At 69.1% G+C, this 21,305-nt stretch carries 7 protein-coding genes; 3 read left to right on the forward strand and 4 right to left on the reverse strand.

What is annotated here, in order from left to right; translation table 11 throughout:
• Nucleotides 1-11: 11 nt before the first annotated feature.
• From ACWDXS_RS26145 to ACWDXS_RS26160, 4 genes are read right to left on the reverse strand one after another with little or no spacing between them, the layout of a single operon-like run.
• Complete coding sequence (locus ACWDXS_RS26145; RefSeq protein ID WP_378993639.1) at nucleotides 12-458, reverse strand: TY-Chap domain-containing protein; 447 nt, start codon at nucleotides 456-458, stop codon at nucleotides 12-14.
• The gene (locus ACWDXS_RS26150) at nucleotides 455-940 is read right to left on the reverse strand and encodes a DUF6301 family protein (protein ID WP_379313166.1); all 486 of its coding nucleotides are present in this window, start codon (nucleotides 938-940) and stop codon (nucleotides 455-457) included. Before ACWDXS_RS26150 ends, ACWDXS_RS26145 begins: the two co-directional genes overlap by 4 nt.
• Nucleotides 937-2,046, reverse strand: coding sequence for a toxin-antitoxin system YwqK family antitoxin (locus ACWDXS_RS26155; RefSeq protein WP_378993637.1), 1,110 nt, complete (start codon nucleotides 2,044-2,046; stop codon nucleotides 937-939). Before ACWDXS_RS26155 ends, ACWDXS_RS26150 begins: the two co-directional genes overlap by 4 nt.
• 28 nt (nucleotides 2,047-2,074) lie before the next feature.
• On the reverse strand, nucleotides 2,075-2,458 hold the full coding sequence (locus ACWDXS_RS26160) for a hypothetical protein (protein WP_379313163.1): 384 nt from the start codon (nucleotides 2,456-2,458) through the stop codon (nucleotides 2,075-2,077).
• A 315-nt stretch (nucleotides 2,459-2,773) separates the two neighbouring features.
• Between ACWDXS_RS26160 and ACWDXS_RS26165 the strand changes: the two genes are divergently transcribed.
• The 3 genes from ACWDXS_RS26165 to ACWDXS_RS26175 are packed head-to-tail and all read left to right on the forward strand — an operon-like array spanning nucleotide 2,774 to nucleotide 21,270.
• Nucleotides 2,774-19,282, forward strand: a complete 16,509-nt coding sequence (locus tag ACWDXS_RS26165; protein ID WP_449969529.1) for a WXG100-like domain-containing protein — start codon at nucleotides 2,774-2,776, stop codon at nucleotides 19,280-19,282.
• Nucleotides 19,283-19,304: 22 nt separating this feature from the next.
• On the forward strand, nucleotides 19,305-20,054 hold the full coding sequence (locus ACWDXS_RS26170; protein ID WP_449969531.1) for a toxin-antitoxin system YwqK family antitoxin: 750 nt from the start codon (nucleotides 19,305-19,307) through the stop codon (nucleotides 20,052-20,054).
• Between the two features lie 16 nt (nucleotides 20,055-20,070).
• Nucleotides 20,071-21,270 (forward strand): hypothetical protein, encoded by a 1,200-nt coding sequence (locus tag ACWDXS_RS26175; protein WP_449969533.1) that lies wholly within the window; start codon nucleotides 20,071-20,073, stop codon nucleotides 21,268-21,270.
• The last annotated feature ends 35 nt before the right edge of the window (nucleotides 21,271-21,305 follow it).

Here is a 21,305-nt window from a genome sequence, read left to right on the forward strand (position 1 = left end):
CAGGCAGTCGGTCAACTCGCGTCCGGGATACCGAGGCCCGGCAGATGCAGGCTGCTGTTTCCGGCACGCTCGACCCAGCCCTGGTAGCCCAGCGCCAGCGGGGAGTCGATGCCGAAGCCGTCGCGGAGTCCGGTGACGGTGATCGCGGCGATCCGACGGTAGGCGTCGGTGTCGACCGGCCAGGGGAATTCGGCCCACCAGTTGTCGCAGTGGTCCTGGTCGGGTTGGCGCCAGCCGGCCCGGGTGATAGCTCGCCAGCCTGCGTCGTCGGGGCGGGATGCCGGGTCGAGCCAAGCGTTTCCGGGGAGTTCGGCCAGGACCGATTCGCTCGTCTTGCGAAATTGTGCGAAGCGGCGCGAACCGGATGGTGCCGCTTCGCCGATCACCAGAACGGTGGTGTCGGGGGCGGCGGCGAGCTCGTTTGCCAACCCACGGGCGAATTCTTCCCAGTCGGTCACAGTAGGCCCTGGTTGTCGAGTTGGAGGTTGCGGTCGTCTGCGGCGAGGCGGGTATTGGTGACCAGGTTCAGCCAGATCGACGCGGCGGAGAGGATGAGGACGACGGTCGTTTCGGCGCCTGCCCATCGAATTTGCGGGGTCGGTGCTGTGACCTGTGCGGTCGGCTCACCGAGGCGCTCGCTGATCGCCTGCGCGTAGTCGGCGAAAGCTGTTTTCACTGCGGGCTTTTCGCTCGCCTCGGCGTAGTCGGTGAGCTGCAGCTCGATGCGGGTTACATCACCACTTTTGGCTTGGATGGTCCCGCTGTCGGGGCCGAATCCGGTGTCGAGCATGATTCGGCGCGGTCGGCTGGAGATGGTCTGCCAGCCGAATTGTTCGACAATCGAGGGCGCATCGTCGATGTTCCATGACCAGTCGAGGGCGGCCAGTCTGCCGGAGAGATCGGCGGCGTCGGCGGATGGCATCGTTCGCCATGTGGTCATTCGCTTGCCTTCCTGTTGTCTTGGAGCGCGAGGCCGGTCATGGGAGCCGCGAGTGCGCCATCCTCATCCCATTGACGTCGGAGTAACAGCCGGTGGTGTCTGTCGTAGTGGTGTTCTTCGCTGATCCGGCCGTCGGGGCGGTACCGGTACCAGGATCCGATGGGGCCGGTGGGGCTGTTGACCCCTTCGTGGCTGACCTTCCCCCTGACTGATTCGGTATAGAGGCCGTCGGGATAGCCGTCGCGATAGTCCTGGATGTATGTGGGGGCGTGGACTCGTCCGGTGAAGGGGCGACCGTTGTGCTGGAGGGCACCGGATTCGGCGGCTGTGAGCGTGGGATCGTCGTGGGCCAGGTCGGGGTGTGTCTCGGCGGGGTAGGTGGTGAGCTCGCCGTTGTCGTCTCGGCGCTGTTGGCGGAGAGTCTTCCCGGAGTCGTCGGCGATTTCGCGGTGTTGTGGTGTGCCGTCCTGGTTCCAGGTGATCTGGAGACCGATGGGGTTTCCCCGGTCGTTGACCCAGGCGTGGTCGCGTGCGCCGTCCCAGTGCCAGGCGAATTCAGGCCCGTCGCGGTAGCCGTCGAGGTGCCATTCGATTTCTACTATGGGCCCGTCCGCGTAGTTGTAGCCGTATCCGACGGCTTGGCCGGTGAATGGTCGGCCGTGGTAGGTGTTGAGGCCGTCGTGGTTCTTGTCGTAGACGAGTCCGGGGTCTTTGTGGTTGACGGCACTCGGGAGGAGGGGTTTGGCAAGGGCTGCGGCGTCGAAGTCTTCGATGAGAACTCCGGCGGAGTCCCAGCGTTTACGGTGTTGGAGATAGCCGCTCGTGTCGTAGTTGTCTTCTTGGATGAGCGTGCCGTCGGGGGACCAGTAGCGCCAGTCGTCGTACTTGAATCCGCGCCTGTACCAGCCTGAGTGCCGCCGTGTTCCGTCCGGATACCAGGCGGTGCAGCTTTGTTCGCGGTAGCCGTTCTCGTAGGAAGTGTTGTCGATTTCGGTGAAGTCGGGCAGGTATTCGACTGTTTCACCGGTGAATGGTTCGCTGCGGTAGTAGACCCGTCCGTCCACCGTGGTCAGTTCGGGGTCATTGATGTCGATGAACAGCGACACGCGACGTTCCTTCCCGCTCGTTCGCTTCTCAGAAATAGGACAGGAACGCCGCGTCGAAATCGGGGTCGCGGGTGTCGAAGTTCTGGGGGACGTAGTCCTGGGCGCGGACGTGTTCTACGAACTCGGTGGGCAGGACGAGGGCCTGCTCGGCGAGGTACTTCAGCGAGTCCTCGCGCCAGATCCAGACGCCGTCGGAGTACAGGGAGGGGCCGCCCTCGATGTCGGCGTCTCTGATGAACAGGTCGGGGGATTCGCCCATGACGTCGAAGATCGCGCGAACCTTGCGCATGTAGTTCAGAATCCGGTCGCGGTCGCCCTCGACGGTACCGGTGGGCGCGTCGAAGACCGAGGGCAGCTCGTCGTGCCCGCGCTCGTACATCTCGCGGTACATGGCCACCGGCTTCAATTCCATTGCGTGCGTCCCGTTCTCGATATCATGGAGTCTGTGTCCGGCTCGGCGTGCTCGTCGGCTCGGGGCGCCCCGTCGTGCCAGCGCTTCGGCGTGCCCCGACCCCGATCCTTCGCCCGCACCGGCTGGTCGTCAAGTCGCCCGCACGGGGTTCGTTCCGGCTGCCTGGCGTTCATTCTGTCGTCACCACGGATTCGTCGGTAGCTGTCACTCTGTTGCGCAGGCGAACGAGTTGTGGTGTGCTCGACCGGGCATCACTATTGAGGGATGAGGGGCGATGGCGACGTTCACGGACTCGAGTTGGTGACGTAGCGCTCCATGATAGATCTCCCATCTGGGCTGCATTGGCTCTCGATTCTTGCCGGCATGGAGTGGCCGGAGGGCAATGAAGACGAGATGTGGGCCATGGCCGAGGACTGGCGCACGGCCGCAGATGGTCTTCGTGGCCTGGTAGACGACGTCGACGCCGTCAAAGATGCTGCGTTCAAGGCATATCCGCAGGGCGACGGCGTCGAGGACATGCTCAAGGCCTTCGAAGGGATGGCCCGCGGCGACCAGTCGGTGACCAAGCTGGGCGAACTGTTCGACATCCTCGGCGACTCGGTGTATCAGACCGGCACCGAGATCGAATACACCAAGATCATGTTCCTGTCCTCGCTGGGCTTGCTGGCGCTGGAAATCGCTGCGGCGTGGATCTTTCCGCCGACAGCGCCCGCGGTGGAGGCCGCCGCGATCGGCGTGACCCGCGTGGTGGCGCGGGGAATCTTCGGGCGCGTGCTGGCCGCGATCCTGCGACACGGCGCGAAGGCCGTGATCACTCGGGTCCTGAAGTTCATCGGCCAGCACGTCGCGATCGACACGGCGCTGGGCACCCTGCAGGAACTCGGCGTCCAGCAGTGGCAGGTGGATCAGGGCCACCGCAAGGAGGTCGACTGGAACCAGGTCAAGGCGGCCGCGGTCTCCTCCGCCGCCGGTGGTCTGGCGGCCGGGCCGTTCGGTCACTTCCTCGGCAAGCGGCTCGGCGACGGGATGTCGCCCTGGCTCAAGGGTGCGATCACCGGCACCGGTGCCGGCCTGGTCGGCGCGGGCGGCGGCATGCTCGGCCAATTCGGGTACGAGGGCATGACCCAGGGGTGGGATCAGGCCTGGAACAACCTGAAGACCGCGGCGTCCGACCCGCTCATGTGGAGTGCGGGTGCCACCAACGGCGGGCTTTCGGGGCTGAACAAGGCCGGGGCGAATTCCGCGTGGTCGGCGATGAAGCCCGGGTTGTTCGAGCGCCCCAGCTTCAGCTCGCAGGTTCGCGATGCCATGCCCGGCCACGACCTCGGAACATTCGGGCAGAACGACGGTGCGGGCGGCGACGGGTCGTCCAACCGTCCCGGCGGTGAGGGCGAGAACCGGGCCGGAGCCGACGACGAGGCGACCGGTGCCGGTGGTGACGACGGCGTGCGCGCGGGTGCGGGCGACGACACCATGGGCGACCAGGGCTCGGGTGAGTCGCGGGCCGGCGCGGGTGACGACGGCCAGTCGATGCGCCCCGCCGGTAGCACGCAGTCGCCCGAAGGCGAAGCCCAAGGGCCGACGAATTCCGAAGAGGGACGGGCGAATCAGCAGTCCGGCGACGACGGACAGTCCTCGGCAGAGGGCGGCGCGGGTGCTGGACGACAGGATTCCAAGCCCGAGGTGCAGGGCGGTGAATCGCAGGCAGGCGACGGCGGTCGTCAGGACGGCAGCGGCCGTGCCGAAGGGGAAAGCCCTGCGGCACAGTCGGATTCCGGGCAGGACAAGTCCCGGGCGGGCGAGGCCGAGCAGGCCGACGGCGCGAGCGTCGGCGAGGGTACGCGCACCGACGCGCAGTCGAGTGGTCAGCCGGTGACGCAGGTCAACGATTCTCCGGCGACCAACCGGGACACCGCGACACAGGCCGGGGCGCCGGTCGGCGCGGGTATGACAGGTGCCGGGCCCGCGGCGACGGCGGGGCCCTCGCCTGCCGCGACCGGTCAGGCGCCGGTCACCAATCAGGCCGCGACGCCGACGACCGGTCAGCCCGCCGCAAGCGCCGCTCAATCGCCCACTGCGCCAACGCAATCGACGCCGCAGCAGTCGACGCCGGGCCAGCAGGCGCCCGCGCAGGGTTCGCAGCCGGCGGCCCGCCCCGGCGCTCCGGAAGTCCGCGCGGGGCTGACCGACGGTGTGCAGCCCGGATCCGACATTCGTTCCGGCGCACCGGAAGTCAGAACCGACAACCCGACTGTCGATGAGTCGAGGGTGGCGGACCCGCAGGGCACCGCCGAAGATCCCGGTGCGACGAGTCGACCCGATGGTGAGAGTCGCGCGGGTGTCGGTGAACAGCGCGGCGCCGGTGTGGCAGAGACGCCGCTGCAGGGGTTGCAGGCCGCGCCGGGCGAAGCGCCGCCGACCCGCGCGGGCGAGCCCGAGGCAATCGCCGACCGGACTCGTGCCGGGGATTCCGAGGTTCGGCCGGAGTCCGACCCGCTGGCCGATATTCCGCCGGTGGTGCCGATCGTCGGTGCGGATCCGGGCGCGAGCCCGGCCCGGCCGGGCCCGGAGACAGGTCGTCCCGGGCGACCGGGCGCCGACGACACCGCCTCGCCGAGGGACCGCGCCGACTCCGGCGATGATCGCAGGCAACCGCAGCCCGACGACAACGACAGCGGCCCCGTCTACGACACCCAGCTGCCCAACGGCCAAGGCGTCGTGCACCATCCGACCGGCACGGCCATCGGTGAGGACGCCCGCACGCACCGGGTGAGCGAGAACGTCCGCAACGACGGCTCCCACGACGTGGTCGTGCACGGGCGGCGCGACGGTTCGGTGACGCCGAGCAACGGGGACCCGGTCCACCCGCGCGACATCGTCGACGCGATCCGCAGCAACCCGAATTACGTTCCAGGAACGCCGATCCGGCTGCTTTCCTGCCACGCGGGCAACAGCAAGGGCTGGGCGCAGTACATCGCCGACCAGCTCGGCGTCGACGTCACCGCGCCGACCGATCGCGTCGGTGTGCGGCGCGAGCCGGGCTCGGACCCGGTGATCGATCGCGGTGGCAAGTGGCGCACGTTCAGCCCGGAGTCCGCGACGGCACCGAGCGATACACCTTCGCCCAGAACGGATTCCGATCCGTCCGATCCTCGCGATCGTGACACTCTCGACGGCGACGGCCCACCACTGGATCGCGATCTCGTCGACTTCATGAGCGACCAGGACCCGCCGACCCGACCGACCGCGATGTCGTTCCTGCAACCCGAACCCGGGACCGTCAACGCTCCGTTCAGCCGAACGCCCGGTGTCGACGCGCATCTGCTGGGCGTGCTGGATCCGAACGACCCGATGGTGCAGACCGCGGGCGATCCACCCCGGATCACCCATGTCGGCGGGGAGCCGATCGACGAGTTCTCCCACCGGCTCAGCGAGGAGCGTGGCCAGGCGTTCGTCGACGCGTCCACGCCGGACGCGGCCCTGGTCGCCGACTACGAGCAGCACAAGGCCCAGCAGCAGGCGCTGGAAACCGCGAAGTCCGACAAGGGCCGGGCGGTGCGCGATGCCGCGATGGCCCTCAAGGACGCCCGGGCAGCACACACCCGCGCGGTCGAGGCCGCCGCGGACGCACGCAACCGTGGCGCCGCGGACGCCGACGCGCTCGACCGCGCCGCCGAGGACGCCGCGGACGGGGTGCAACGCGCGGAAGCAGGCGTCGCGGACGCCAAGCAGCAGGCCGCGGCGGCCAAGACCGCCCTCGACAACTTCCTGGCCGCCGACGCGGCCGAAGCCGAGGCAGGCAATTCGCCCGCCAAGCGCTTGGAGAAGGCCGAAGCCGAGCGGCTGCCCGGCAAGCGGCGTGGCCACGTCACATCCATCACCATCGACCGCCTGACCGGTCGCGTGTACGAGGCCGCCAACGGCACCTCCGAGCAGCGCATCCACCCCAGCGAGCTGCACCCGACGCTGCACGACAACGTCGCCCGCTACCAGGACCCCACCGACGCCTACCACAACGGGCGCGACCCGGCCCATTTCCCGCACACGGACAACCCGCTGGGCCACGCCGAAGTGCGCGGCACCAACGCCGCGCTGCACGACCGGGAACTGCTCAACCAGCAGCGTGGGCCGGACGACCAGCTGCCGACCGATTTCGACGGCCTGGCCTCCATTCTCAACTCGCCGTTCGTCCCCAGTCGTGGCGTCGAAGCGCCCTGCTGCGCCAACTGCACCCGGGTGGTGCAGGGCACCGAGAGCACCGCGGGCCACATCATCGACGAAGGGGCACCCCGGGTCGACCCGCTGCGGCACGCCGATCTCGAACAGGCGGCCAGGGACGGCAATCCCATCGAACCCCGGTTGGTCTCACCCGAATATCCGGAGACCGACTTCATGGGCGACGACGATGATGTCGCCGGTCCGGATCGCGGATCTGATGATTCGGTGCCGCCGGGGATGTTCCGTGGGGAAGATGGGCTGTTGCACCGGCCCGGTGATCGAACAGACAGTTATCGGGATCCGGATGGGACCTGGCATCACGTCGATGACCCGGCGGACACCAAGCGCAATGTGAAGTTCGGGTTGTACGGTCCCGATGGTTCGTTCATCAAGGACCACCTGAGTAGCGCCGACTACCTGTACGACGCGATGAAGGGTGATTCGGACTCGCACGAGATGCGCGATCCGGACCGGGCGGCCGAGCTGGAAGCCGCGTCGGAGCGGCGCCTCGAACTGCAAACCGAACGTGACGGCGTTCGGACCGAGCTCAAAAAGCTCATGGCCGAGTTCGAGATCAAAGAGGCGAAAGAGCTCGCTCCCAAGCGTCTTTCCGAAGCGATCCAGAACCTGCGCCAGGAAATCCGGTCCGATGCCACCCTGAGCCCGGACGAACGGACCGCCAGGCTCGAGCTGCTCGGCGATCTGGAAGACACCGCCACCGACTACAACGACCTCGGTCGCGAGATGATCGAGGTGTCCAAGACGCTCGGCGAGGTAGCCGGAATCGACTTCGCGCTCGATCCGGACGCCCGCCCGCGGGCCGTGCTGCTGACGCCGTTCGACGGGGCATTCGACGGCGCCGGCGTGGTCGACATCGCTGCCTACGTCCCGCGCGCGGACGCCGACTCGGCGCCGACCCTGGTCGTCGTCGAGGCCAAGGGCGTGGGCTCGGTCCTGGGCGGCTCCAAAATTGCGCAGGCGGAACAGGGTTCGCCGGAATACCTACGGCGCACTTTGGACATGGATCGCAATCTCGCGCAGATCCTCAACGAGACTCCCGACCAGATGGTGGCCCGGGGCATCGACCCCGACAGCGCCGAGGGGCGCGCGCTGACCGACGCCGTCGCCGACCTGCGGCAAGCGATGGAAGACGGCACCCTACAGGTCGAGTACCGGCTGGTACATACTGCCGCCGACGGAACGATCACCGTCACCGAGCTGCTGCTCCAGCGCGACGGCGTGAATGTGCTCGCCGATGTTCCGTTGCCGTTCGGCGCCGATCCGAATGCGCTCGACCGTGGCGATGACTCGCGCGACGACGACATCGATTTCATGGATGACGACGATCTGCCGCCCAGCGATACACCGGATACACGGGACAGCGATCCGCCTGAGCTGGCCCCCGCGATGTCGAAGGTCCAACCGGTGCCCGCCGTCGGCGAAGAGCTGGGTTCGAGCGATGTGCCCGCCGCGAAGGCGCACCTGCTCGGCGAGCTGACCGGCGACATAGTCCGGGATGCCGACGGTTACATCACCAAGGTCGACGGTGAGTACGTCGACGAACTCGTGCGCCGGGTGGCTGCCGAGCGGTTGCCTTTGTACGCGGCGGTCAGCGAAACGGCGGACCGGCAGAAGGCTGCCGATATCGCGGCGACCAAGCCGGAAAAGGCCCGTCTCGCTGATGAATTGGACGCCGCCAAGCGTGCGCGAGGCATCGCGAATCGCAATCTGAAAGGTGCGGCGCCCGAGGATCTCAGTACCTTGACCGAGATTCGCGACCAGGCGAATGAAAAGTTCGAAGCCTTGGAGAAGAAGGCCGCGGCGGCGAAATCCGCGTTCGGTGAGGCGAATGGGCGGGCGAACCCGATCGGACCCGTGGTGGCCGTTACGATCGATCGTCTGACCGGGCGTGTCTATGAAGCGGCGAATGGCGCGCCGGAATCCGGCCTCCGCGTCGCTGACCTGCATCCGAGGTTGTACGAAAACGCCGAAGCGACCGGTCAAGATATGGCCGAGCTGGCCAAGGGCAACAAGGACGCGACGGTGTGGGATCACGGCGACGATCCGCTTCGCCATGCCGAGGTTCGCACGACCAACGAAGCGCTGCACGATCGCGAACGAAACGGTGAGCGCACCGATCGCGCCTCGATGGCGGCGCTCGTTCACGCACCCACGAATCTCAAGTCGGCCGAAGGCGTCGTGTGCTGTGCGAACTGCACCCGAATGGTTTCCGGGACGGAGAGCGCCGAGGGCTTCTCCCGCAGGCACGCCGAGGGTGTGCCGCAAGACATTGTCGACGCCGAACTCCGCGCAGACCTCGAAGGCTTGGCGAATCCGGATGGCACGCCGAGGAAGCCACCCCTTGTCTCTTGGGACGGTGCGCTGCGGGCCGATACCGACTTCATGGGTGACGAAGACGGCGAAACACGGAACCGGAAACCGGATTTCGCTGACCCGGAGCCTGAACCGACGCAGCGCGAGGTCCGCGTCGAGCTGGGTGCGAACGGAGAAGTCGTCGCGCTGCACATCCAGCTGGCAGACGGGCAGTGGGTGGTCGCGCGGAACGACGGCGACGAGGCCACGCAGAATGTGCCCGCGCGCAATGACGCCGACATTCCCGAAGTCGACAACCGGAATGCCCTGCGGAAACTGGTCGACGATCTCAACGCCGGGTATCAGGGGCTGAATCTCAAGTACCCGTCCGGATCGGGTCTCGACGGGCGCGGACAGACCGCGCTGCGCGACGGCGTCAGCGGCGGCGCGCATCTGCTGACCGACCCGCCCGCGTCGCCGGCACCCGCGCATCCCGCGCCGCCGGTGGACGGTCCGATGATCAGCGAACCGCCGCCCGGCGCAGGAGATCCCGCGTTGAACGTGGCGCGGATCGGCAAGGAGGGGCTCACCTGGTACCACAACCGTGAGCACATTCCGGTTATCGGCGGGATACTGGGACGCGAGGCGGATTCGGCAGGCGATTACCGCCCGGTGTACTTCCCCGACGGCACCGAATACCGGCCGTGGATCTCCGACGCCGATCCGAATGCGGTGCGCGACACCGTGCTCAGCGAGCTGCGGGCCAACCGGATGGACGCCGACGAGGTCCGCGACATCCTGAAACAACTGTTCGCCGATGCTCGCGATCCGCGGCTGCGCCAAGACCTGATCGACGATCTGGAATTCAACGGACTCATCGACACCGACGAAGCGCGGGCGATGGAGGACGCACCCCTTCCGCCCGTCGAGACGCCGCCGGAACAGCAGGGTCCGCCGCCCGAGGGCGAGACGCTGGCCGAGATGGCCGAGCGGCTCGGTATCGATCTCGACGGTGAGGGAGCTCGGGATGTGCGCCGGGCGATCGATCTCCAGAGTCACCGGCTGCTGCGCGAGATCGGTGCGATCGAGGGCCTGGCCGACGCGGCACGCCGAGCCGACGAGGAACAGACCCGCCCGTACCGGCGTGCGGATCATCCCGCCGACCCGGCGCCTGCCCCTGACGACCGGACCCTGCACGGACCGGACCGTCTGCGCGAGCTCGAGTCGGACGAACCACGCGACGACGCCGACTATTACGACGACGACGAACCGGGCAGCGCCGACCCATCGCGGAGTCACTGGGGCGACACCAGTGCCCCACGCCCGGTGCCGTTCTCGCGGGAGGTCAGCTTCCTCGACAAGGATCCGCTCGGCCGGTTCCTGCGCGACCTGATCGTCGCCTTCGAGGGCGTCACCTCGCTGCGCGACTACGACCGGGTCGGCAACGGCGCGGACCGGCTGCCCGAATGGGCCAGCTTCTCCGATGATCGGGAGCCGGGCCGGGACGAGGCGCGGGCCCGCGAGTTCTTCGAACACGCGCTGCGCCGCGACCAGCTGCGTGACGAATTGTCCGGCTGGGCGGCGATGTTCGGCCGTGACCTCAGCGATCTGTCCGGCGATCGCATGGAGCCGACGCTCAACGAGCTGCGTGACGCGGCACGGCAGCGGGCACAGAACCTCGCCGATTTCATCGCCGCCGCGCAGCCGATCCTGCAGGGTGACGGCGCCGAACCGGTGGGCAAGTCCTACGGTGATCAGGTCGCGCGGGTGCCGGATGCCGACGGCGGGCCGGACCGGTTGCTGGTTGTCGACGGTGCGCTCGACCGTGAGGAGGCGCTGGCCCGCGCGCTGCGGGACAACCCGGAGCTGGCGATCGACATCGACAACGGGGTACTGCGGCCCGACTTCCGGGCCGTGCACGCCGACGGCGCGGGCAGGCAGTTCCTCGATCCGGTGGCCACACCGGAGGTGCAGCACATTCGGCGCACTGTGGACGGCGCCGAACTGCAGGTGACGATGATGCGCGGCGAGGACGGCGAGTGGCGCCCGGTCCAGGCGACACCGGAACCGCCGCCCGCCCCGCGCGACCGTGCGGACATGGTGCGCGAAATCGTCGATCTGGCACGGCAACTCGGTCTGGGTCCGGCCGCGCTGCACCCGGACAATATCGACGCCACCATCCGCGCGCTGCACCTGGACAACGCGGTACGCGCCGGGCAGGCCGAGGCGCTGTTCGATTACGCCCGCACGATGGCCGACATCGAGACCTTCTACCTGATCGGTGACGCGCGCGATCAGCTGACATCGCGGCTCGGTATCGCGGAGAGCGAGCTCACGCCGAGACGGATCGCCGAGGCCCTGACCGATCCGAAACAGCGGCGCGGCAAACGCCAGCAGCAGTTCGAGGACCTGCTCGACGGGCAGCAGCGCGAACCGAGCAAGACCGCGGGCTACTCCCAGCAGCTGCGCAACGTCGACGCGGCCGCGGTCAAGGCGGCGCAGGAAGCGCTGATCAAGGCACTGAGCCCCGGGAATCCGGAGGCGCTGCGCCCGAAGGTCAGCAAGACCGACCCGCGCACCGGCCGGTCGAAGGTCGGCCCGGCCGAGAGCGGCATCGATCCGGCCAAGCTGCGCAAACTCGTCACGCGGATGCACCGGCTCGGCGCGGGCGACCATGCGCGGGAGGCGCTGGCCGCCTACGCCGACGCGCTGATGCGCATCGACCCCTACACCGATCATCCCGCGGGCACCAGAGCGGCTGATCCGCGCACCACCGGCGACCCGCACATCTACGACCGCGACGCGATCCACGGCCTGCGTGATGTGGTCGGCGCCGCCGAGCCCGGTGCGAATCCCGTCGATTTCGCCGCCCAGGTCGCAGGCAACATCGCCCGCTCCTATGGCGCGGACGAGCCGGTCGGCCCGAATGATCCACGGCCACAGCCGAATCGGGACTGGGCACGCTTGGTCGGAGTGGATGTGTCCACCGCCGACGGTGCGAAGTTCGTCGAGATCTACGAGGCCTACCGCGACGGCAAGATCGAGAAGCACGAGGGTCTGAGCCCGGAGAAGCTGGCCGCCGAGATCGCGGCCATCCGCGAGGAGATCCGCCTCAGAACCGAGCAGCTCGAGCAGCTGAAGGCGCTCACCGACGAGTTCTACCGGCCGGTGGCCGACCTGCCGCCCGCCGAGGGAACGCCGGCCAGAGAGCACCCCGGCTCGCGGCCCGACGCGTTGCCCGAGGGGCGGCGCGGACTGCCCGCGGCGCCGGAGAGTGGCAAGCCGGGCGGGGGTCCGCGACCGGTTGGCCCGCAACCGGATTCGGGCCGACCCGATTCCGAGGTGCCGCCCGAACGCGGCCGCGACCTCGACGATCGGGCCGACGCGAAGCTCGACCAGACCATGCGCAAGCTGGACGAGGTCGCCGGCGAACTGGCCGAACCGATTCCTTCGCTGGACGATCTGGTCGGACCGGGCGAGCCGGTCGATCCGCTGGCGATGATCGACGACGCCGTCGAACGCCAGAACAAGCTGCACGACCAGGCGGACGAGCGCCGCGCCGACGGCGCCGATGCCGCCCTGGAGGACACGCTGCGTGATCTCGACGGTGTCGACGCGGATCTGGCCGCGTTGGAGTCGTACCTGCGCGCCCAACGGGATTTCGACGCCGCGCAGGCGGACATCGCCGCCAGGTTCGAGGAGCTGGCGGCCAGGGACGCGGAGACCGCCGCGCAGCGTGGCGATGACGCCGACGCGGATTTCGCCGTGCGCGCGGCCGACCTGGCCGCGCTCGAGTCCTACCTCGCCGCGCAGCAGCAGTTCGACGCGTTGCGTGCCGAACTCGCCGAGGCCGCGCAGACACGGCCCGACGAGCTCGACGCCGAGGCGTTGGCCGACGCGCAGGCCCTCGAGTCGTATCTGCGGGCACAGCAGGAATTCGACGCTGCCCGTGCGGAAATGGCCGCCCGGTTCGCCGCCGCGGTCGAACGGCAGGGTGGTGCCTCGACGCCGGACAGTGGGGACGGGTCGACAAGCGAGAGCGGCAACAGTTCGCGTTCTGAGGGCGGTTCCCGCGACAACGACGGTTCGCGCGAGGACGACGGTTCGCGTGACGATGACGACGATTCGGGGGATCCGCCCGCGGCGCAGACGGCGCCCGGCGGCCCGCCGTCCAAGCCGCCGTCGCGTCCGCCGACCGCGCCGAGCCCGGAACCCGAAGAGCCTGCGAAGAATTCGTCGCCACTGGACTTCGGTCTGCCCAAGACGCCCGCCGAACTGGCCGTACCCGGCGACGCCGTGCTGGATCAGCCGGTCACCGACGGTGCCGACGCCGGCGACGCACCCCAGCGCGCGTACCAGCGCAGAGACTTCCTCAACGATGTCCACCAGTTCCTGCAGGAACTCAGCGATCTGCCGCCCTCGGTCACCGCCGACACGCCACCGCTCACCCCGGAGCAAGCCGAGCAGGTCCGCGTACTCGCCGAAGCGCTCGGCCTCGGTGACGCGCTCACCGGCCAGCGTGATCCGCTCGGAGCGCTCGCCGAGATCGCCGATATGGCGCGGGCCCGCGGATTCCTCGACAGCGCACTGGATCCCGACGCCGAACTCGGCACACCCATGCGGTATCCGGACGACTACGAGCCGCTCGACGTCGACGAGTTGCAGGACGGGCTCGACCACTGGCGGGTCGAGGGCGATCCGCAAGTGCGTGCCGAGATGGCCGAGGAACTGCGGCTGGCCGGACTCGACGACGCCCGACCCTCCGTCGGCGCCGATCCGGAGCCGAACCCGCAGGCCACGCCGCTGCACCCGTCCGCGATACTGCCGCCGGAAGACGGTGCGCGCCGGCCCGGCGGGCCGAGGATCGAGCCCGCGCAGCAGGCGATGGATCGCCTGGCCGCCAGGTTCGGTGTGGATCTCACCGATGCGGGTTCCCTCGACGCCGCCCGGTACCGCCAGTTGCTGCGGGCGGGTGCGGTCGAGGCGTTCGCCGCCGCGGTCCGGCATGCCGAGGCCGCCACCGATCCGCAGCAGCGGGCGCTGCGCGAGGCCATCGCTCGGCGCTGGGCGGCCCGGCTGGGACTGCCTGCCGACCCCGGTCTCGTCCGCGCCGCCGACGACCTCAACCGGTTGCGCGCAGGGGTGACGCGCGACGCCGGTGATATGGCGCACCTGTACCAGATGGTGCGCACCGAGCTCGACGACCGCGTGCTGTCGCTCGACGTCGACGGCGACAAGATGCTGGTGCGGCTGGTGGCCGACGGGCCCGACGCCTGGCATCTCGAACCACTCGCGCGCATCGAACCGAAGCCGTTCACCTCGACCGCGGACAAGGCGGTCGAGGTGCCGCCGAAGAAGAACTGGCTGCGCAAGCTGTGGGACCGGCTCGTCAATCGCGGCTACTACGGCGACAATCCGAAGTACCCGTCCGGATCGAGCATGGACGGTGCCGGTCAGTCGATGCTCGGCCACAGTGCCGGGCTGCCATTGACCACGGTGAAGGACTCGACGCCAGGCCAGCCAGGTGGCGAATACGACCAGCTGCAGATCAAGTTCAATCCGGCGCGCATCCTCAAAGAGGGTGTGCTCATGTGGCAGAACCGCGAGCTGGTGCCGATCCTCAAGCACCTGTCCTCGCGGATCGCCGATCAGGCGGGCGAATTCCTGCCGCTGCGCAATCTCGACGGCAGCGAGTACAAGCCGTGGATCTCCGATGCCGACCCGCAGCTGCGCCGTCAGATCGAGCAGGACCTGCGCGACGCGGGGCTGGAGCATCTGCTCGAACCGGAGAGCTTGTCGCCCGGGGAGCTGGCTGCGCGGGAGCTGAAGGAACTCGCGGATTCTGATGAGCCGGTGCAGATTTCGAGCAAGGGCGAGGAAGTTCCCGCCGTTGCCGAACCGCTGCCGCCGTGGCTGCGGGATGTGGTCGACGCGGTCAACGGGCGAATCGCCGATGCGACCGTGCTCGAAGCGCTGGCCCGCGAACTCGGGGTCCAGCTCACCGATTTCAGTGAAGAAGGGCTGCGCAAGGCTGTCGCCGAGGCCGAATACCGGTTGCTGCGCCGCGACGGTGTGATCCAGGCGCTGGAAGCGGCCGCGCGATTCTTCAACGCCGAGCACGCGGACATCCCGTTCCGGCCCGCCAACTTCCACAGCAACGACCCGCTCGGCGCCTACCTCAAGGAAGTCGTCGCGGCCAAGGGCGACGAGTTCAGCTTGCGAATGCTCAACTGGCGCGGGGTGAACAACGGCGGCGAATGGGTCAACATCTGGGGCGATCTCAGCGACGACGGTGGCGATCCGACCGTGCACGCCGAGGACGCACGCAAGATCTTCGACGACGCGCTGCGCCGCGCCGGACTGCGTGACGAACGGTCCACCTGGGCACACCTGGCCGGGGCGGACCTGGAGGCGCTGGTCAACAATCTCGACGGCGAGATCGCGAGGCTGCGCGGGCAGCTGGACGACAACGTCGGAGTACTCGGTGAACTCACCCAGCGAGTAGCCGATTTCAACGACAGCGACAGCGGCGATCGGCTCGTCGTCGACCCCGAGAACGGCAAGATCGCGATCGTCGACACCGGGGCCGGACACGAGGCCGCGCTGGCCCGTGCGCTCGCCGATGCCGATGCCGACTTCATCGACCGGCTCAACCGTGGCGAGGTCGACATCGAGATCCGGGTGGTCGGGATCGATGACGGCGGCCGCGTGCACATCCTCGAGGTCGACGCGCCCGAGGTGCGGCACCTGCGCACCGAGGTGGACGGGCGCACGGTGGACGCGACGATGGTGCGCGACGGGACGCAGCCGTGGCGGATGATCGAGCGGCCGCCCACGGGCGCCGAGCCGGATGCCGGTCTTCCCGCTGTGGCGGATGACACGAATCAGCCTGTGCCGGAACCCCGTTCGCTGGCTGAGCTCCGGGCCGACATCGCCGAGGTGGCGCAGCGGCTCGGCATCGACGATCCGTCGAACCTGGCGGGGGAGCAGCTCGACACGCTGCTCGCCGAGCAGGAACGCGCCAATCAGGTGCGGGCCAGGCAGGTCGAGGGCCTGGTCGACTACGCGCGCAGCGCCGACGCGATCGACAACTTCAACGCGCTGCACAATGCGCGCAGTGCGTTGGCGCTGCGCTTCGGTGTCACGCCGGAGGCGCTCAGCCCTGACGTGATCGCCCGTGGGCTCGCCGATCCGGCGACGCGGGTGGAGCTGCATCGTCAGCGGTCGGCGAATCTCACCGATTACGCGAAGCTGCTGCGCGCACTCGACCCGGCGGCCGTCGACGCCGCCCGTGACGCGCTCGCCCCCCATCTCGGCCTGCCGCGCGGTGCGCTGCCGCTCGACGCGGCGGTGCTGGCCGAGGCGCTGTCCAACCGGGCCGCGCGCGGTGACATCGACGATCTCGTCGGGCCGCTCGCCGACTACGTGCGGGCGCTCGCGAAGGTCGATCCGTACGCCGACAACCTGGTCTACGACCCGGACACCGACCCGCGCGCCATCGGCGACGACCCTCCGGTGCACCTACGCGACGCCCTCGACTTCCTGCGCGAAGTGGGCGCCGACGACCTCGGCAACCGGTCGCCGCTACCCGCCGCCCCCGAGGACGCCGTCCCCGGACCGAGCCGCGACCACGCGCGTCTGCTCGGCGTCGACCTCACCGACGCCGACGACAAGCGGGTGGCACAGGTTTACGAGTGGTTCCGCGACGGCCGCATCGACAAGCACGAACGCCTGACCCTCGAACAGCTGGCGCGGGTGCACGAGGAGATCCGCGACGAGATCCGGCAGCGCGCCGCCGACATCGCCCGCCTGCGCGAGCTCCTCAACGAACCGTTCGTCACCGACCCCGAGATCGACGCGCCCACGTCCTCGCCCGCGATCGACGGTGGGCCGACCCAGGGTCCCCCCACTCCGGATTCCCCCGCACTGCCCACACCTGATCCCGCCACGCCTGCGCGCCCCGGTACACCCGTGCCGCCGGCATTGTCTGTGGGTCCGGGTGTCAACGGCAACAACCAGGTTCCGCCGGCGTTGCCTGCTGGTTCGGATTCCGATGGCAACAACGAGGTTCCGCCAGGGTTGCCTGCGGGGCGGGATGCTGACGGCAACAACCAGGTTCCGTCGGCATTGGGTGTGGGGCCGGATGGCAACGGCAACAACAAGGTTCCACCGAGTGTGGCCGCCGGTCCGGATGTTGACGGTGAGAACGAGGTTCAGCCGGGTGCTGGTTCGCGGCAGGATCCGGGCTCCGACCCGGCTGCCGAGAACGCTGACTCCGGGCTGCCGACACGGAGGCCGGGATCGCCGGATCCGAACGAACGAGTGGGCCCGAGAGAGCGCGGCGACTTTGGTGACCCGGCGAATTCGCCGACTCCGCGTAGGGCCGGACCGGTGGGCGCAGACCCGGATGTAGTTGCGGGCGAAGCCGATCCGAGCGGAGACGTCGGCGCGGGTCGGACCGGCGACGGCGATGCGGCTGGGCAGGCCATCCCGCGTGAGCCCGATCCAGTGGGTGCTGGTGCGAATGTAGTGGTGGGCGAAGCTGATCCGAGCAAGCCGACATCGGGCGTTGACCGGGGCGACACCGGCCGGGCCGAACAAGAAGGTTCGGAGGCGGGCCAGGGTGCGCGTCGGCCGTCGGTGGACGATCCGGATTCGGGTGTCGATGACGGTGAGCCGACCACGGCCGGAGACTCGGACAAGGGTGGGGACAACGCTGATTCGGGGGATCCCGACAAGAGCTTCGACCTGGATCGGGACGGTGGTTCCGACAGGGACAGCCAGGGTCCGCCGCGGTCGCCCGATGGTGAGGGGCAGCCGGGAGTGCGCAGGCAATTGCCGGGGTCGGCGATGCGTTCGCACATTCCGCATCCACCGCACGAGTACGAGGTCGAGCTCGACGTGCCGGTGTTCGACGCCGTCCAATGGCCGGTGCCGCCGCTGGTACTGACGCCGGAGACACCGCTGCCGCCGGAACCGCCGAGCCAGCCGGAACCGCCGCGCCCGCCGAGCCAGCCAAATCCGCCGTGCCCGCCGGATCAGCCGAATCCGTTCGTGCCACCGAAACCTCCTCTGCCGCCGGGCGAACCGCTGCCGCCGGGCGAACCGCTGCCGCCGGGCGAACCGCTGCCGCCGGTACCGACGCTTCCGCCTGCGCCGACGCTGCCGCCGGTACCGCCGCTGCCGCCGGTACCGCCGCTGCCGCCGGTACCGACTGAGCCGCCGGTACCGACTGTGCCGCCGCTGCCACCTGTGCCGCCGTGGCCGACTGAGCCGACGCCGACTGAGCCGGCTCCGAACGAACCGACGGTGCCGTCGTGGCCGGTCCAGCCGACACCGCCGGGCGGAAATCCGAGTCTGCCGTCTCTTCCGCCGTGGGGAACGCAACCCCCTGGCTCGGGCATGCCGGATCAGCCGGGAGGCGGTCAGCCGTTCCCACCAGGCAATGGTCAGCCCTATCCGCCGGGTAGTGGTCAGCCGTTCCCGCCGGGTAGTGGTCAGCCGTACCAGCCGGGTAGTGGTCAGCCGTACCAGCCGGGTAATGGTCAGCCGTTCCCGCCTGGAAGTGGGCAGCAGTACCCCCCGGGTAACGGTCAGCCGTTCCCCGGTAGCGGTCAGCCGTACCCCGGCAACGGTCAGCCGTACGCGCCTGGAAGTGGTCACCCGTACCCACCCGGTAACGGTCAGCCGTACGTGCCGGGCAATGGTCACCCTCCGGGCAATGGCCAGCTCTACCCTCCGGTGAGCGGAAACCCGGCCCTCGACCAATCCGGTTGGCAGCAGCCGGGTACCGGCAATCCGCAGGGTGGTGCGCCGATGTATCCGCCGCCCGCGATGCCGCCTGCCGGCGGGCAGGGCGATACCCGCAGGCCTTATCGGCCGGAGTATCAGCCGCCGACCGAGCACATCGTGCTGCTCGTCCGTCCGTACGGCGGTGGCGTGCTGGCCGAGTTCGATCCGCGGTCCGGTTCGTTGCGGCCCGCGGCGCCGGGACAGCTCGGCGCCGACGGCCTGTACGCCGATCTCGGTGGGGTGACGGTGATCTTCTATCGGCTCGCCGATCGGCTGATGGTGCAGGTCGGTGCACAGCCGATCGAGCTCACCTGGGCCGCGCACGTGGGCTGGGAGCGTTCACGGCAGCGGATGACGCGGTTCACGGTCGCGGTCGACGGCAGGCCGATGGGTGAGCTGATCTACCGTTCGCTGCCGCCGGAGCTGGACCTCGGCCTGTTGATCCGTAACGTGGTTGCCGATCCGGCGGGCCGGATGACAATCTTCAGCGACCGAGTCTGATGCGATCGGAGAGGTTTCGAAGGTGAGTGACGATCCGATCGAACTGAGCGATCCGGATGTGGCGATCGACGCGGCGACCGGCAGGTTGTCGTATCGGGGTGAGCCCTACAGCGGCGCGGTGACCCAGACCCGCCCCGACGGCACCTGGCGCGAGTACTGGAGCTACGACGACGGCGACCGCGACGGCGACTGGACGGGCTGGTACCCCGACGGCACCATGCGCTACAACGGCGAGTTCTACCGCAACCGGCCCGTGGGCACCTGGCAGGAGTGGTATCCCGACGGCGCCCGCCGCCTGGAGGACGTCTACGACATCGAGGGCACGCTGCTCACCCACTCGGTCTGGAACCAGGCGGGTGAGGTGATCGAATTCGAGGACGAGCGCACCCGCAAGGACATCGCGGCCGACGCGGTGCCCGCGGACGATCCCGCGTTCCGCTGGGACGACGAGGAAGGCCGCATGTACTACGGTGCCGAGCCGTTCACCGGCAGGCAGTTCCGCCGCCCGGCACCGAGCAGCCCCATCACCGACCTGGCCGGCTACACCGACGGCTACCCCGACGGTCCGACGCGCGGCTGGTACCTCGACGGCACCCCGCGCTACACCGGCGAGTACGCCGATCGGCACGAGGTGGGCCGATGGTGCACGTGGTTCCCCACCGGGAATCGCAAGGAAGAAACCGTTTTCGCCCCCGGCGGCGCGTTGCTCACCCGGACCGTGTGGGACGAGGCAGGCACCGTGACGGCGCGGTACGGCGAGAACCAGGACTAGGCAACAGGAGTGCGCAGTGGCTGACGAGCTGGCCGGGGATCCCGATGTCGGATTCACCCTCACCACGGTGGTGGCCGACGACGACGGGATCACGGATCGGGCCGCCGCCCTGAGTCATCGCATCGCGAAAACGCAGGCGGCGCTGGGTCCGCCGGGCTGGACCAAGGTCGAGGCTTCCTTCGCGCTGACGGCGGCGGCCGAGGTGTCGATGGTCGTGTTCCACGATGAGCAGGAGCGTTTCGCCCGGGTGTTCCCGAGCCCGGAACTGCTGGATCTGCTGCGTGAGCACCGGCACCTCTCCGCGTCGATGGGTGACGGGCCGTGGTGGCGCTACCTGCTCACCCTGAGCAACGCGGGCCGGATGAACGTCGAATACGACTACGGCGACGACCCGTTCCCGGACGACCAGCTCTTCCCGCCGACGGTGTACCGCACCGACATCGAGATCTATCCGCGCGATCGGCTGCCGATCTGGCTGGCCGCCTACATCGGTCACGGCAACCGGCAGATCCGCACGCCGCTGGCCGCGGCCGAGCAGGCGCGCGCCGATACCGCGGCGGGCCGCACCGCCATCGGGTCGGCGCCGGACGTGGAATTCCCGCCGCTCGATCTCCTGGCCCGCCGGTGGGCGCTGATCGCCGCCGCGTTCGTGGCGATCGGCTCCAAGTGGGGACCGCGGGTGACACCGGCCTTCCACGTCTTCGAGGGCTCGAAACACAGCGGCTCCACCCTGTGTCTGCTCCCGGGCGATCGTGCGGTGCTCTCCGGCGGAGTGTGGGACGCACCGGAACTCGACGCCGTCTACAACAAAGACCTCCCGATGCCGCAGCTCTTCCTCGGGGCGCCCGATTGGGTCGCCGAGCCGGTGATCAACCGCCGCGCCGAGAACGGTCTGCTGAGTTTCTGCTATTGGTGGGAGGGCGGCCGCTGGTATCGGGGCGCGTCGGCCGGCGCCGATGCGCTGACGTCCGCCGTCCCCGGGATGTGGGACACCAGGACCGTTGTCGACGTGCTGACCGGCTTGCTCGGCGCGAAAGCTGGTCAGGCGCAGAAGGAAGCGGTCCCCGGCCTGGTCGAGGCCGCCGAGCGTGGGGCCGTGGCCAGGGAGGCGTTCACCCGCGTCTTTCCCGACGATGTCTACAACGTCGATTCCGCCTGGTTCCAGCTGAATCTCGCCGGTTCGGCGGGCACCCACACCGTCGGCCTGGCGACCTGACGTACGGCGTCGTGCTGTTGCGTGGGTGTGGCAGT

The sequence above is a fragment of the Nocardia sp. NPDC003183 genome (assembly GCF_053590715.1).